Origin of the sequence: Pseudomonas helmanticensis (assembly GCF_900182985.1) — a bacterium.
GTDB lineage: Bacteria > Pseudomonadota > Gammaproteobacteria > Pseudomonadales > Pseudomonadaceae > Aquipseudomonas > Aquipseudomonas helmanticensis.
Map to the genome: position 1 here is coordinate 3,335,246 of NZ_FXUY01000001.1, position 14,067 is coordinate 3,349,312.

Annotated in this window: 13 protein-coding genes; 9 read left to right on the plus strand and 4 right to left on the minus strand. The window is 58.5% G+C overall.

The features are described 5' to 3' along the window. Window positions 1-63: 63 nt before the first annotated feature. From QOL84_RS15035 to QOL84_RS15050, 4 genes are read left to right on the plus strand one after another with little or no spacing between them, the layout of a single operon-like run. A complete protein-coding gene (locus QOL84_RS15035; RefSeq protein WP_075947650.1) occupies window positions 64-1,074 on the plus strand; it encodes an ABC transporter permease subunit in 1,011 nt (336 codons plus the stop codon). An 11-nt stretch (window positions 1,075-1,085) separates the two neighbouring features. Continuing rightward, complete coding sequence (locus QOL84_RS15040) at window positions 1,086-2,012, plus strand: ABC transporter permease subunit (protein WP_283437701.1); 927 nt, start codon at window positions 1,086-1,088, stop codon at window positions 2,010-2,012. A gap of 10 nt (window positions 2,013-2,022) precedes the next feature. Next, window positions 2,023-2,991, plus strand: coding sequence for an ABC transporter ATP-binding protein (locus tag QOL84_RS15045; protein ID WP_283437702.1), 969 nt, complete (start codon window positions 2,023-2,025; stop codon window positions 2,989-2,991). Beyond that, window positions 2,991-3,971, plus strand: coding sequence for a peptide ABC transporter ATP-binding protein (locus QOL84_RS15050; protein ID WP_129389062.1), 981 nt, complete (start codon window positions 2,991-2,993; stop codon window positions 3,969-3,971). The genes QOL84_RS15045 and QOL84_RS15050 overlap by 1 nt, the downstream gene beginning before the upstream one ends. A gap of 254 nt (window positions 3,972-4,225) precedes the next feature. Here the strand turns inward: QOL84_RS15050 and QOL84_RS15055 are convergent, their stop codons facing one another. From QOL84_RS15055 to QOL84_RS15070, 4 genes are all read right to left on the minus strand, one after another. Next, the gene (locus QOL84_RS15055; protein ID WP_283437703.1) at window positions 4,226-4,630 is read right to left on the minus strand and encodes a hypothetical protein; all 405 of its coding nucleotides are present in this window, start codon (window positions 4,628-4,630) and stop codon (window positions 4,226-4,228) included. 285 nt (window positions 4,631-4,915) lie between these two features. Next, window positions 4,916-5,170 carry a hypothetical protein gene (locus QOL84_RS15060; RefSeq protein ID WP_283437704.1) on the minus strand — a complete coding sequence of 85 codons (255 nt, stop codon included), beginning with the start codon at window positions 5,168-5,170 and terminating at the stop codon, window positions 4,916-4,918. Window positions 5,171-5,327: 157 nt separating this feature from the next. After that, complete coding sequence (locus QOL84_RS15065; RefSeq protein ID WP_283437705.1) at window positions 5,328-6,563, minus strand: MFS transporter; 1,236 nt, start codon at window positions 6,561-6,563, stop codon at window positions 5,328-5,330. Window positions 6,564-6,850: 287 nt separating this feature from the next. Further along, a complete protein-coding gene (locus tag QOL84_RS15070; protein WP_129389052.1) occupies window positions 6,851-8,434 on the minus strand; it encodes a peptide chain release factor 3 in 1,584 nt (527 codons plus the stop codon). Between the two features lie 358 nt (window positions 8,435-8,792). Between QOL84_RS15070 and QOL84_RS15075 the strand changes: the two genes are divergently transcribed. The 5 genes from QOL84_RS15075 (at window position 8,793) to QOL84_RS15095 (ending at window position 14,027) form a co-directional block, all read left to right on the plus strand. After that, window positions 8,793-9,482 (plus strand): ABC transporter permease, encoded by a 690-nt coding sequence (locus QOL84_RS15075; RefSeq protein ID WP_181429342.1) that lies wholly within the window; start codon window positions 8,793-8,795, stop codon window positions 9,480-9,482. Between the two features lie 21 nt (window positions 9,483-9,503). Continuing rightward, window positions 9,504-10,397, plus strand: coding sequence for a glycine betaine ABC transporter substrate-binding protein (locus QOL84_RS15080; protein ID WP_283437706.1), 894 nt, complete (start codon window positions 9,504-9,506; stop codon window positions 10,395-10,397). Window positions 10,398-10,410: 13 nt separating this feature from the next. Beyond that, complete coding sequence (locus QOL84_RS15085; protein WP_007915307.1) at window positions 10,411-11,064, plus strand: ABC transporter permease; 654 nt, start codon at window positions 10,411-10,413, stop codon at window positions 11,062-11,064. Beyond that, complete coding sequence (locus tag QOL84_RS15090; RefSeq protein ID WP_129389040.1) at window positions 11,061-12,218, plus strand: osmoprotectant ABC transporter ATP-binding protein OsmV; 1,158 nt, start codon at window positions 11,061-11,063, stop codon at window positions 12,216-12,218. The genes QOL84_RS15085 and QOL84_RS15090 overlap by 4 nt, the downstream gene beginning before the upstream one ends. 645 nt (window positions 12,219-12,863) lie before the next feature. Beyond that, window positions 12,864-14,027 (plus strand): type III PLP-dependent enzyme, encoded by a 1,164-nt coding sequence (locus tag QOL84_RS15095; RefSeq protein WP_071485924.1) that lies wholly within the window; start codon window positions 12,864-12,866, stop codon window positions 14,025-14,027. The last annotated feature ends 40 nt before the right edge of the window (window positions 14,028-14,067 follow it).

Consider the following 14,067-nt stretch of genomic DNA (forward strand, 5'->3'; position numbering starts at 1 on the left):
CCCGGCGTCCCTGACTCCAGAGACGCCGGGCACGCCTAACCGGCTGATGAGGTACCACACAAGATGTTTAGTTTTATTGCCCGCCGACTGGGGTTGTTGATCCCCACGTTTTTCGGCATCACCTTGCTGACCTTCGCGTTGATTCGCATGATCCCTGGCGACCCCGTGGAAGTGATGATGGGCGAACGTCGGGTCGACCCCGAAATGCACGCTCAGGCAATGGAACGCCTAGGTCTGAACAAGCCGCTGTATGCCCAGTATCTGGACTACATCGGCAAACTGGCCCACGGCGATCTCGGCGAATCCCTGCGTACGCGTGAGAGCGTATGGACCGAGTTCACCTCCCTATTCCCGGCGACCCTGGAACTGTCCATGGCCGCCCTGCTGTTCGCCGGCATTCTCGGGCTTCTGGCCGGGGTGATTGCGGCACTCAAGCGAGGATCCCTGTTCGACCACGGGGTGATGGGCATCTCCCTCGCGGGGTATTCGATGCCGATCTTCTGGTGGGGCCTGATCCTGATCATGTTCTTCTCGGTGAGCCTGGGCTGGACCCCGGTTTCCGGACGGATCGACCTGCTCTACGACATTGAGCCGCGCACCGGTTTCATGTTGATCGATACGTTGCTGGCCGATGACGTCGGTGCGTTCTTCGACGCCCTGCATCACCTGATCCTGCCGGCCATCGTGCTCGGCACCATCCCGCTGGCGGTAATCGCGCGGATGACCCGATCGTCGATGCTCGAAGTATTGCGCGAAGACTACATCCGTACCGCCAGGGCCAAAGGCCTGTCGCCGTCGCGCGTGGTGTTCGTTCACGGTCTGCGTAACGCACTGATTCCGGTGCTCACCGTGGTCGGTCTGCAAGTCGGCACTTTGCTCGCCGGTGCGGTTCTGACCGAAACCATTTTCTCCTGGCCCGGCATCGGTAAATGGCTGATCGAAGCCATCGGCGCCCGGGACTATCCGGTTGTGCAAAACGGCATCCTGTTAATCGCCTGCCTGGTGATTCTGGTCAACTTCGTAGTGGACATCCTCTACGGCTTTGCCAACCCACGCATCCGTCATCAGCGCTGAGGTCCAATTCAATGAGCACTCCAACTTCCTCAGTAGCGACTTCCGCCTCCAACGCGGATCAAAGCCTGCTGTATCCGTCGCCGTACAAAGAGTTCTGGCAAGCCTTCTCGAAGAACAAGGGCGCGGTTGCCGGCCTGCTGTTCATGTTGCTGGTGATTTTCTGCGCGCTGTTCGCGCCATGGGTCGCCCCGCACAACCCGAGCGAGCAATACCGCGACTTCCTGCTGACGCCACCGGCGTGGCTTGAAGGCGGGCAGATGCAGTTCCTGCTCGGTACCGATGAATTGGGTCGTGACTTGCTGTCGCGCCTGATCCAGGGTTCGCGCCTGTCGCTGCTGATCGGCTTGTCGTCGGTAGTGATGTCGCTGATTCCGGGGATCCTTCTGGGTCTGTTCGCCGGCTTCTTCCCGAAGATGATCGGCCCGACCATCATGCGGCTGATGGACATCATGCTGGCCCTGCCGTCGCTGCTGCTGGCGGTGGCGATTGTCGCCATCCTCGGCCCTGGACTGATCAACACCGTGATCGCCATTGCCGTGGTGTCCTTGCCGTCCTACGTGCGTCTGACCCGTGCCGCCGTGATGGGGGAACTGAACCGCGACTACGTAACCGCCGCGCGCCTGGCCGGTGCCGGTCTGCCGCGCCTGATGTTCATCACCGTGCTGCCCAACTGCATGGCGCCGCTGATCGTGCAGGCAACCCTGAGTTTCTCCTCGGCGATTCTCGATGCTGCCGCACTGGGCTTCCTCGGCCTTGGCGTACAACCGCCAACCCCTGAGTGGGGCACCATGCTGGCCTCGGCCCGCGACTACATCGAACGTGCCTGGTGGGTAGTCAGTCTGCCTGGTTTGACCATTTTGCTCAGCGTGCTGGCAATCAACTTGATGGGCGACGGTCTGCGCGATGCGCTGGACCCGAAACTCAAGAACGCCGCCTGAGGAGATTCCCATGTCACTGCTAGAAATCAAGAATCTCAACGTTCGCTTCGGCGACAAGACCGCGACCCCGGTGGTCGACGGCCTCGATCTGAAAGTCGACAAAGGCGAAGTGCTGGCCATCGTTGGCGAATCGGGCTCGGGCAAATCCGTGACCATGATGGCCCTGATGGGCCTGATCGAGCATCCGGGCATCGTCACCGCCGACTCACTCAACTTTGACGGCAAAGACATGCTCAAGCTGAGCAACCGTCAGCGTCGGCAAATCGTCGGCAAAGATCTGTCGATGGTCTTCCAGGATCCGATGACCGCGCTGAACCCGAGCTACACCGTCGGTTTCCAGATCGAAGAAGTGCTGCGCCTGCACCTGAAAATGTCCGGCAAGCAAGCGCGCAAACGTGCGATCGAGCTGCTGGAAAAAGTCGAAATTCCCGGCGCCGCCAGCCGTATGGACGCCTACCCGCATCAACTCTCCGGCGGTATGAGCCAGCGCGTTGCGATCGCCATGGCGATTGCCGGCGAGCCGAAACTGCTGATCGCCGACGAACCGACCACGGCGCTCGACGTGACGATTCAGGCACAGATCATGGATCTGCTGCTGGCGTTGCAGAAAGAACAGAACATGGGCCTGGTGCTGATCACTCACGACCTCGCAGTCGTGGCGGAAACCGCCCAGCGCGTCTGCGTGATGTACGCGGGCCAGGCCGTTGAAGTCGGTCAGGTGCCGCAACTGTTCGACATCCCGGCGCATCCGTACAGCGAAGCGCTGCTCAAGGCGATTCCCGAGCACAGCCTCGGCGCCTCACGCCTGTCGACGTTGCCGGGCATCGTCCCGGGCCGTTACGACCGTCCGCAGGGTTGCCTGCTGTCGCCGCGCTGCCCGTACGTGCAGGACAGCTGCCGCGCCCAGCGTCCAGGCCTTGATCCGAAAGCCCACAGCCTCGCCCGCTGCTTCTACCCGATGAACCAGGAGGTGGCGTAATGGCCGTCGTACTTACCGCCCGCGACCTCACCCGTCACTACGAAGTCTCCCGTGGCCTGTTCAAGGGCCATGCGACCGTGCGCGCCCTCAACGGTGTGTCGTTCGAACTGGAAGCCGGCAAGACCCTCGCGGTTGTTGGCGAATCGGGTTGCGGCAAATCCACTCTGGCCCGTGCGTTGACGCTGATTGAAGAGCCTTCTTCCGGTTCGCTGAAAATCGCTGGCCAGGAAGTGACTGGCGCTGACAAGTCCCAGCGCAAGCAATTGCGCAAAGACGTGCAGATGGTTTTTCAAAGCCCGTACGCCTCATTGAACCCACGGCAGAAAGTCGGTGACCAGCTCGGCGAACCTTTGCTGATCAACACCAACCTTTCCGCTGCCGAACGTCGCGAGAAAGTCCAGGCGATGATGAAGCAGGTCGGCTTGCGCCCTGAACACTACCAGCGTTATCCGCACATGTTCTCCGGCGGTCAGCGCCAGCGTATCGCCCTGGCCCGGGCGATGATGTTGCAACCGAAGGTGCTGGTGGCGGACGAACCGACCTCGGCGCTCGACGTGTCGATTCAGGCGCAGGTGTTGAACCTGTTCATGGATCTGCAGCAGGAGTTCAACACCGCTTACGTGTTCATTTCGCACAACCTTGCGGTGGTGCAACACGTGGCCGATGACGTGATGGTGATGTACCTCGGTCGCCCGGTGGAAATGGGGCCGAAGAACGATATCTACGAGCGTCCGCTGCACCCGTACACCCAGGCGCTGTTGTCGGCGACCCCGACCATTCACCCGGACCCGAACAAGCCGAAAATCAAGATTGTCGGCGAACTGCCTAACCCGCTGAACCCGCCATCGGGCTGTGCTTTCCACAAGCGCTGCCCGTATGCGACCGAGCGTTGCAGCACGGAAGAGCCGGCCTTGCGCCTGCTTGACCGTCGCCAGGTGGCTTGCCACTACGCCGAGCAGTTCCTCGACGGCGCCGCGTAAGCTACAAAACCTGTAGCAGCTGTCGAGTAGCTATAAAACCTGTAGGAGCTGTCGAGTGCAACGAGGCTGCGATCTTTTGATTTTCAGAATCAAGAGCAAAAGATCGCAGCGTGCCACAGCTCCTACAGGGATCGTGTTTATCCGCAAATGACGTGTTAACCCAACCCCTTCCACTTCGATTGCGCATCAGTCGAGGCAGAAGGGGTTTTCTTTTGCCTGCAAATTACGAAACTGCTGCAGACCGCCGCGGTATTTCATGACAATTGGTTGATGCCTTGAAAAGCCCGGTCACCACTCAAAATCTTCAATACGTCGTTATTGTCTGAAGCTGTAAAATTGAAACTGAAAAGGATAGTTTTTTCTTTCAGGTCAAAAGTCGTGAGTTTGACGCTCCCACTCTTTACCTTAAATTGTCCGTGCTGGTTTTTGTAATAGGCGCTGTTTTGATTTGACCCATCAACTTTATAATCGACGCCCTGCTCAATTGCATGCTCCTCTGCGATATGTATTTTCAACTCCAGACCTTCATCCCCCCAACTTTGAAGAACAAGAGATCTCGGACTATGCATATCACAACGCACTATTTCAAAAACAAACCTTTTGTCCCCGCTCACTTCGACTTTGACCTTACCCGTCGTAACATTCTGTTGAGCAGTCATGGCTAGTTCCTCTCGGTTTAATTTAAAAGCCATAAAATTAAACCATCGCCAAGACGAGCCGGCCACTGTCACTTCTGACAGGTACCACCGATCAAATTGAACTGAATATATTAATTAGCCTTATAAAAAAGCATATGAACCAGAAACAAGCCTTACGATAAAATCAGCAGATATCAAGGTACCGGTAAAACCTGGCCTCTGCGTTTGATTCCACATCCACAAATAACAACCCCTTCCACTGTTAGTGAATCAATCGCAGCAGAAGGGGTTTCTTTTGCCTGCGATTTACGTCTGGCTATCGCCGTCGTCATCGTCAGTGTCCGGCTCGTCCGTGGTCGAATCATCATCGTCCTTGCTGCCGCCCTGAACCTGATCGCCCGGTTCGGACTCGGACTTGGCCAGCACGATCACGCCGCCGTGACCATGTGGCGCATTAAAACCCTGCGCTGGACCGGCAGTACTCGCCCAGGCTGCAGACGTACCGAGTGACAGCATCACCAAAACCTTCAGCAACAGCACAATGCGTTGAAAAATGTTCATAGCCATTTCCATCCTTTCGTGATTGAAGCCTGGAGTGCCGATCCGGCGCTGAATGAAATCTAGTTCCGATCAGCCGGGTTCACCAGATAGGACGCTAATGAGCGCGGGTAAATGCCCCGGTCTGGCAGATCACTTGTGAATAACCGCTATAACCGAATCAGCTAAGTGAAGGCCTTCCTTTGCGGGTATCGAGCGCCTTGGCTTGGATAGATGAACGGGTCGCCAGGTAGATCAGCGGCAACGTCATCAGCGCCAGCGTCGCACTGGCAAACCACACGCTGTGCCCGCCGAAGCGCCCATACAGCTGACCACTCAGCACCGGCGACAAGAGTGCGCTCGCGCTCCAGCTCATGAAGAACAGGCCAAAATATTGGCCGCTTTTACCGCCCTGCGCATGCTGCATGACCAGCACATTCATCGGCGGCATGAAAAAAGCTTCACCCAGTGTCCAGATCACCGTCGACAGACAGACGTAAAGCAAACCTGAGCCAAACGGCAGCATTGCCAAGCCGATCGCCAGCAGCACACAACCGGCCAGCAGTTGCCGCCGTGCGCCCCAACGCTCGCCCCAGTGCGTCAGTGGAATTTGCAGCGCCACCACCAGCATCGCATTGAGCCCGAACTGCCAACCGATGGCTTCGGTGCTCAGGTGATAGTAGTCGCGCAGGTAGTTGCCCAGCGTGCTGTAGACGGTGTCGAAAGCCATCCCGAGCAACACCGCCGCCGCCAGTAGCCAGAGAAACGCAGTGTCACGTAACGGCGCTCCAGTGCCAGTGCCCGCCTCGGCTACCTCGTCAGATTTCAGCACCGGCCGGCGCCAGGTGGTGCGCACAAACCAGAGCAACGCCAGCAGCGTCATCGCCGCACTGGCAAAAAACACCCAGCGAAAATCCGTCTGCGCCAACACCCCGCCGGCAATACCGGCGGCAGCCATGCCGAGGTTGCGCGCCACCCGGCTCAGAGCCTGGGCGCGGGGGCGCTGCGCAGGCTCGCAATACTCCATGATCAAGCGCTGGTGCAACGTACGAATCGCGCCATCGACGGTGCCGCTGAGCAACAGCAACCCGGCCAAGAGCGGCACCTGCGTCACCAGCCCGAGGAGGATCAGCACCCACATCGAAACGAAAAACAACGCCGCCGTCAGCCGCGCGGTGCGCACATGATCACTGAGCCAGCCACCGAGCATCGAGCCGATCAGCAAACCGCCGCCATACGTCGCCAGCAACCAGCCAACCGTCTCGATCGCCAGCCCCAGCTCCTGACGCAGATACAACGCCATGAACAGCTTGACCATGCTGCTCAGGCGATTGATGAACAGCAACGCGGCGAGCACCCAGGCCATCAGGCTGAAATAGCCGTCGAGACGTAGCAGGTGAATCAATCGACCCGTCATTCCGTTGACCTCTGAAAGCGGCTGGCGTGGAACCGGAACACTAACGGTCAACACTGCCGTTGTCGCGCATCAAAATGCCTGACACCAGAAAAACAGAGCCGCCCTACCCCCCCGTGTAGGAGCTCCCGCAGGCTGCGATCTGTTGATCTTGTTTTTAAAAACCAACGTCAAAAGATCGCAGCCTTCGGCAGCTCCTACAGGGAGTATTTTTGCAGCGGGTTATTGGCAGGCAATAAAAAACCCTCGAGGCTTTCGCTTCGAGGGTTTTGGGTACAGCGGTTCAGCGCTTAGTGATGCTCACGCGTCGCACGGAATTTCACGTCCGGCCAGCGCTCTTCCATCAACGCCAGATTGACCCGCGTCGGGGCGAGGTAGGTCAGGTGACCGCCGCCGTCGACCGCAAGGTTTTCTACTGCCTTGTTGGAGAATTCTTCGAGCTTCTTCTTGTCGCCGCATTCGATCCAGCGCGCGGAGTACACGGTGATCGGCTCGTAGGAGCACTCGACCTTGTATTCCTCTTTCAAACGGCTGGCGACCACGTCGAACTGCAGCACACCGACGGCGCCGAGGATGATGTCGTTGCTGCGCTCCGGGAAGAACACCTGCGTTGCGCCTTCTTCGGCCAGCTGTTGCAGGCCCTGACGCAGTTGCTTGGATTTCAGCGGGTCACGCAGGCGAACGCGGCGGAACAGTTCCGGGGCGAAGTGCGGAATACCGGTGAAACCGAGGGTTTCGCCTTCGCTGAAGGTGTCGCCGATCTGGATGGTGCCGTGGTTGTGCAGACCGATGATGTCGCCGGCAAAGGCTTCTTCCAGTTGCTCACGCTCGGAGGAGAAGAACGTCAGGGCGTCGCCGATGCGCACGTCCTTGCCGGTGCGCACGTGGCGCATCTTCATGCCTTTTTCGTACTTGCCGGAGCAAATGCGCATGAAGGCGATACGGTCGCGGTGCTTCGGGTCCATGTTCGCCTGAATCTTGAAGATGAAGCCGGAGAACTTCTCTTCGATCGGCTCAACGGTACGTTCGTTGGCCACACGGGCCAGCGGACGCGGCGCCCAATCAACGACGGCGTCGAGTACGTGGTCAACACCGAAGTTGCCCAGTGCGGTACCGAAGAACACCGGAGTCAGCTGACCGTCGAGGAATTCCTGCTGGTTGAATTCGTGGCAGGCGCCTTGAACCAGTTCCAGCTGCTCGATGAAACGCTCGTACTCGTCGCCCAGGTGCGCGCGGGCTTCGTCCGAATCGAGCTTCTCGATGATCTTGGTTTCGGTGCGTTCGTGACCGTGACCGGCGGTGTAGACAATGATGTAGTCGTCAGCCAGGTGGTACACGCCCTTGAAGTCGCGGTAGCAACCGATCGGCCAGGTGATCGGCGCAGCCTTGATCTTCAGGACCGCTTCGATTTCGTCGAGCAGTTCGATCGGGTCGCGGATGTCACGGTCGAGTTTGTTGATGAAACTGACAATCGGCGTGTCACGCAGACGGCAGACGTCCATCAGCGCAATGGTCCGTGGCTCGACACCTTTACCGCCGTCGAGAACCATCAATGCCGAGTCGACCGCCGTCAGGGTGCGGTAGGTATCTTCGGAGAAGTCTTCGTGGCCCGGGGTGTCGAGCAGGTTGATCATGTGTTCGCGATACGGGAACTGCATGACCGACGTGGTAATGGAAATACCCCGCTGCTTCTCCATCTCCATCCAGTCGGATGTCGCATGGCGATCAGATTTACGGGATTTCACCGTACCGGCCACTGCAATCGCCTTGCCCATCAACAGGAGCTTTTCGGTGATCGTGGTTTTACCGGCATCGGGGTGGGAAATAATGGCGAAAGTGCGGCGTTTCGCGACTTCGGCGGCCTGGTTGGTCATGGGAAATCGCCTGGCGGTGATTCAAAAAAGGGCCGCGATTATAGCCCAACTCGATGCAATAACCGAACCGTTGAGCACATTAAGGGTGGCCAAATGCTGCCGCAGATGGGAACCTTTTAAAGCACGGAGACGTCCATCCCCTGTTACGAATTTTCGTCAGGGGCTGAAAAATCAGCAAGTTAGCCTGACGAGGCTGCGCTCATGGCTCGCTTTCAGACCGCTTTGCCGGTCCTGAAAAACGGCTACTTTTCGCGAACGACGCTCCCGGCAGCCAAGGCTTGGCATGCCACACGGGACTGCGCTCGCCGACTACAAAAAAAGGAGTCCGCCTGTGGCTATCCGCTATGGCAAAGGGCTGATGGGAGGTGCGGTGGTGATCGCGCTCCTGGCCCTGCTGGTCCACTGGATCGGCATCAACACGATCGAACACTACCGCGACGATTTGTTGTTTTACCTGCAAGCTCATCTGATTCTCGTCCTCGCTTCAATGCTGGCCGCCCTTGTCGTGGGCATCCCCGCCGGCATCTTCCTCAGTCGCCCGACCATGGTCGGCCGCGCTGAACGCTTCATGCAGATCTTCAATATCGGTAACACCGTGCCTCCGCTGGCCGTGCTCGCGATTGCCCTGGGCGTCCTCGGCATCGGCAGTGGCCCGGCGATCTTCGCTTTGTTCCTCGCCTCCCTGTTGCCGATCGTGCGCAACACCTACGAAGGCCTGAAAAATGTCCAAGGCTCGCTGAAAGAAGCGGCCGTCGGCATCGGCATGACGCCGCGCCAAGTGCTGTGGAAAGTCGAATTGCCCAACGCCGTGCCGATCATTGTCGGTGGTGTGCGCGTGGCCTTGGCGATCAACGTCGGCACCGCGCCGCTGGCCTTCCTGATCGGTGCCAACAGCCTCGGCAGCCTGATCTTCCCTGGCATCGCCCTGAACAATCAGCCGCAACTGCTGCTCGGCGCCGCGTGCACCGCGCTGCTGGCCTTGCTGCTCGATGGCGTCGTCACCCTCGCCAGCCGACTCTGGCTGGAACGCGGTTTGCGCACGTCTTAAGGCTTTTGCGAAGGAATACCTATGAAACGATTTAGTTTGATTCTGGGCTGCATTCTGCTGTTCGCAGGCGTCGCCCAAGCCGCTGAAAAACCGGTTATCCGCCTCGGCGCCCGGGTGTTTACCGAGCAGACCCTGCTCGCCGAAATCACCGCACAGTACCTGCGCAGCAAAGGCTACGACGCGCAGATCACCGGTGGTCTGGGCAGCAACCTCGCCCGCAGCGCCCATGAAAGCGGGCAACTGGACATGCTTTGGGAATACACCGGCGTGTCGCTGGTGGCTTACAACCATGTCACCGAGAAACTCGACAGCGCCCAGTCCTACGCCCGAGTGAAAGAACTCGACGCGAAGAAAGGCCTGATCTGGCTGACACCGTCGAAATTCAGCAACACCTACGCCCTCGCGCTGCCAAAAAAGGTCGCCGAGGAATATCCGCAGATCAACAACATCAGCCAGTTGAACGAAGTGCTGCGCGCCGAGGCCAAGACCAATCATCTGGTGGCGCTGGACACCGAGTTCGCCAACCGCTCCGACGGCCTGATCGGCATGGTCGATCTCTACGGCATGAACCTGACCCGCAACAACATCCGCCAGATGGACGCGGGGCTGGTCTACACCGCGCTGCGTAACGGCCAGGTGTTTGCCGGTCTGGTCTACACCACCGACGGTCGCCTCAACGCCTTCGGCCTGAAGTTGCTGGAAGACGACAAGCATTACTTCCCCGACTACACAGCCGCCCCCGTGGTACGTCAGGCCTATCTCGACGCACACCCGCAACTGGCCGAACAACTCAAACCGCTGGCCGAACTGTTCGACGACGAAACCATGCGCCAGCTCAACGCGCGGGTCGATGTCGATCACGAAAGCCCATCGAAAGTTGCCGCCGATTTCCTGCGCCAACATCCGTTGAATTAAGAGAGGAGAAGTCATGGAATTCCTGAACGCCTTTTCCCATCTCGACTGGCAGCAGGTGATGCACCTGACCTGGCAGCACATCACCCTCGTCGGCATCGCCGTGACCCTGGCGATTGTCGTTGGCGTGCCGTTGGGCATTTTGATGACGCGGTTTCCGACCCTCGCCGGTCCCTTGCAAGCCAGCGCCACGGTGCTGCTGACCGTGCCGTCGATTGCCCTGTTCGGCCTGCTGCTGCCGTTCTACTCCAAGTTCGGCCAGGGCCTCGGCCCGATGCCGGCGATCACCGCCGTGTTCCTCTATTCGCTGCTGCCGATCATGCGCAACACCTACCTCGCCCTCACCGGCGTTGAACCGGGCATCCGTGAAGCCGCACGCGGCATCGGCATGACCTTCGGCCAACGCCTGCGCATGGTCGAGTTGCCGATTGCGGTGCCGGTGATCCTCGCTGGCGTGCGTACCGCCGTGGTGATGAACATCGGCGTGATGACCATCGCCGCAACCATCGGCGCCGGCGGCCTCGGTGTATTGATCCTCGCTTCCATCAGCCGCAGTGACATGTCGATGCTCATCGTCGGCGCGCTGCTGGTCAGTCTTCTGGCCATTTTCGCTGACCTGTTTCTCCAATGGCTGCAACGCTCGTTGACTCCAAAAGGACTGCTCAAATGATCGAACTTCAAAACCTCAGCAAAACTTTCCAAAGCAACGGCAAAGACGTCAAAGCCGTGGACTCGGTGAGCCTGACCGTCAATGAAGGCGAAATCTGTGTGTTCCTCGGGCCATCGGGCTGCGGCAAAAGCACCACGTTGAAAATGATCAACCGCCTGATCAAACCGACCTCGGGCAAGATCCTCATCAACGGCGAAGACACCACCGATCTCGACGAAGTGACCCTGCGTCGCAACATCGGTTACGTGATCCAGCAGATCGGTCTGTTCCCGAACATGACCATCGAAGAAAACATCGTTGTCGTGCCGAAACTGCTCGGCTGGGACAAACAGAAATGCCACGACCGCGCCCGCGAATTGATGAGCATGATCAAGCTTGAGCCCAAGCAGTATCTGCATCGTTATCCGCGCGAACTGTCCGGTGGCCAGCAACAGCGCATCGGCGTGATCCGTGCACTGGCGGCGGACGCGCCGCTGCTGTTGATGGACGAACCGTTCGGTGCGGTCGACCCGATCAACCGCGAGATGATCCAGAACGAATTCTTCGAGATGCAACGCGCGCTGAACAAGACCGTGATCATGGTCAGCCACGACATCGACGAAGCGATCAAACTCGGCGACAAGATCGCGATCTTCCGCGCCGGCAAACTGTTGCAGATCGATCACCCGGACACGTTGCTTGCGCACCCGGCCGACGACTTTGTCAGCAACTTCGTCGGTCAGGACAGCACGCTCAAGCGTCTGCTGTTGGTGAAGGCAGAAGATGCGGCGGACAACGCGCCATCGGTGAGCCCGGAAACGCCGGTGGCCGATGCGCTGGAATTGATGGATGAGCATGACCGTCGCTATGTCGTCGTCACCTGTGCCGATAACAAGGCGCTGGGGTATGTGCGTCGCCGTGATCTGCACCGTCAGACCGGCACTTGCGCGCAATTCCTGCGTGAGTTCAACGCCACGGCGGCATACGACGAGCATTTGCGCATCCTGCTGTCGCGGATGTACGAGTTCAATCGGTCGTGGTTGCCGGTGATGGATGCCGAACGGGTGTTCCTCGGTGAGGTGACGCAGGAGTCGATTGCGGCTTATCTGAGCTCGGGCCGTTCGCGCGGGATGAAGACCAGTATCGTTTCTCCGGCTGAAGCCGTAGTCGCCTGATTACCCGCTAAAAACACAAAACCCTGTAGGAGTGAGCCTGCTCGCGATAGCGCAATATCAGTCAATGAAGATGTCGGCTGAAAAAAAGTCATCGCGAGCAGGCTCACTCCTACAGGATCGAGGGCGATACCCAGTCATTCACAAGGCGGAAAAGAATCTCAACACCTGAGAACAGGAGAGCATGCCTTGGACGGCCGTCCAGACCATCAAAATCCCCCTCACACCCTCCCCTCGCCGCCAACGTCGCCGATGTTGCCGCCATCACACTTACCCACGACTTAGCCGACATAATCCGCGAACGTGCAGGTATTTTTAACACTGGAAAATTCTCGGGGAACATCTGCCCGTCATCTCGGTCGGCTACAAAGAGTGCTGAACGCGACGCACGTCAGAAGCGTGCAAAAACGCGACATTTTTAGTTGATCTCAGGCCCCTCACGCCCTAAAGTTCGCGCCGAACGTCCATGCTGGAAACGATCCATCCGGCTCAAGTACTGACGACGAGACAGCAAGGCCAAGGGCTACGCCCCATGGCCTTTTTGCTTTCGGCGACATGCCTTGGGAAGTAGGCGAACCAAAGTGGGGATACGGAGGGCGTTCATTTGCACCCATTGTTTTTACGAGTTTGCCCATAGGAGCTCCCAACATGTCGATCAATGTCGAAGACTATTTCGCGCGCGCCACTTTTGACAAAATGAAGGCGTTCGCCGACAAACAGGAAACCCCGTTCGTGGTGATTGACACCGCGATGATCAGCCAGGCTTACGATGACCTGCGCGCCGGTTTCGAATTCGCCAAGGTCTACTACGCGGTCAAGGCCAACCCGGCCGTCGAGATCATCGACCTGCTCAAAGACAAAGGCTCGAGCTTCGACATCGCCTCGATCTACGAGCTGGACAAGGTGATGGATCGCGGCGTTAGCGCCGACCGTATCAGCTACGGCAACACCATCAAGAAATCCAAGGACATCCGCTACTTCTATGAGAAGGGCGTGCGTCTGTTCTCCACCGACTCCGAAGCCGACCTGCGCAACATCGCCAAGGCTGCACCGGGTTCAAAAGTCTATGTGCGCATCCTCACCGAAGGCTCGACCACGGCTGACTGGCCACTGTCGCGCAAATTCGGCTGCCAGACCGACATGGCCATGGACTTGCTGATTCTTGCTCGCGACCTGGGCCTGGTGCCTTACGGCATCTCCTTCCACGTCGGTTCGCAACAGCGCGACATCAGCGTCTGGGACGCAGCGATCGCCAAGGTCAAAGTGATCTTCGAACGACTGAAAGAAGAAGACGGCATTCATCTGAAGCTGATCAACATGGGCGGTGGCTTCCCGGCCAACTACATCACCCGCACCAACAGCCTGGAAACCTACGCCGAAGAAATCATCCGTTTCCTCAAAGAAGACTTCGGTGATGACCTGCCGGAAATCATTCTCGAGCCGGGCCGTTCGTTGATCGCCAATGCCGGTATTCTGGTCAGCGAAGTGGTACTGGTTGCACGCAAGTCGCGCACTGCCGTCGAGCGCTGGGTTTATACCGATGTGGGCAAGTTCTCCGGCCTGATCGAAACCATGGACGAAGCGATCAAGTTTCCGATCTGGACGGAGAAGAAAGGCGAGATGGAAGAAGTGGTCATCGCCGGCCCTACCTGCGACAGCGCCGACATCATGTACGAAAACTACAAGTACGGTTTGCCGCTGAACCTGGCGATCGGTGATCGGTTGTACTGGTTGTCGACCGGGGCCTACACCACCAGTTACAGCGCGGTCGAGTTCAATGGCTTCCCTCCGCTGAAGTCGTATTACGTGTGATCGGTATCGCTTGAAAAAAAGGTCCATGATTGGGCCTTTT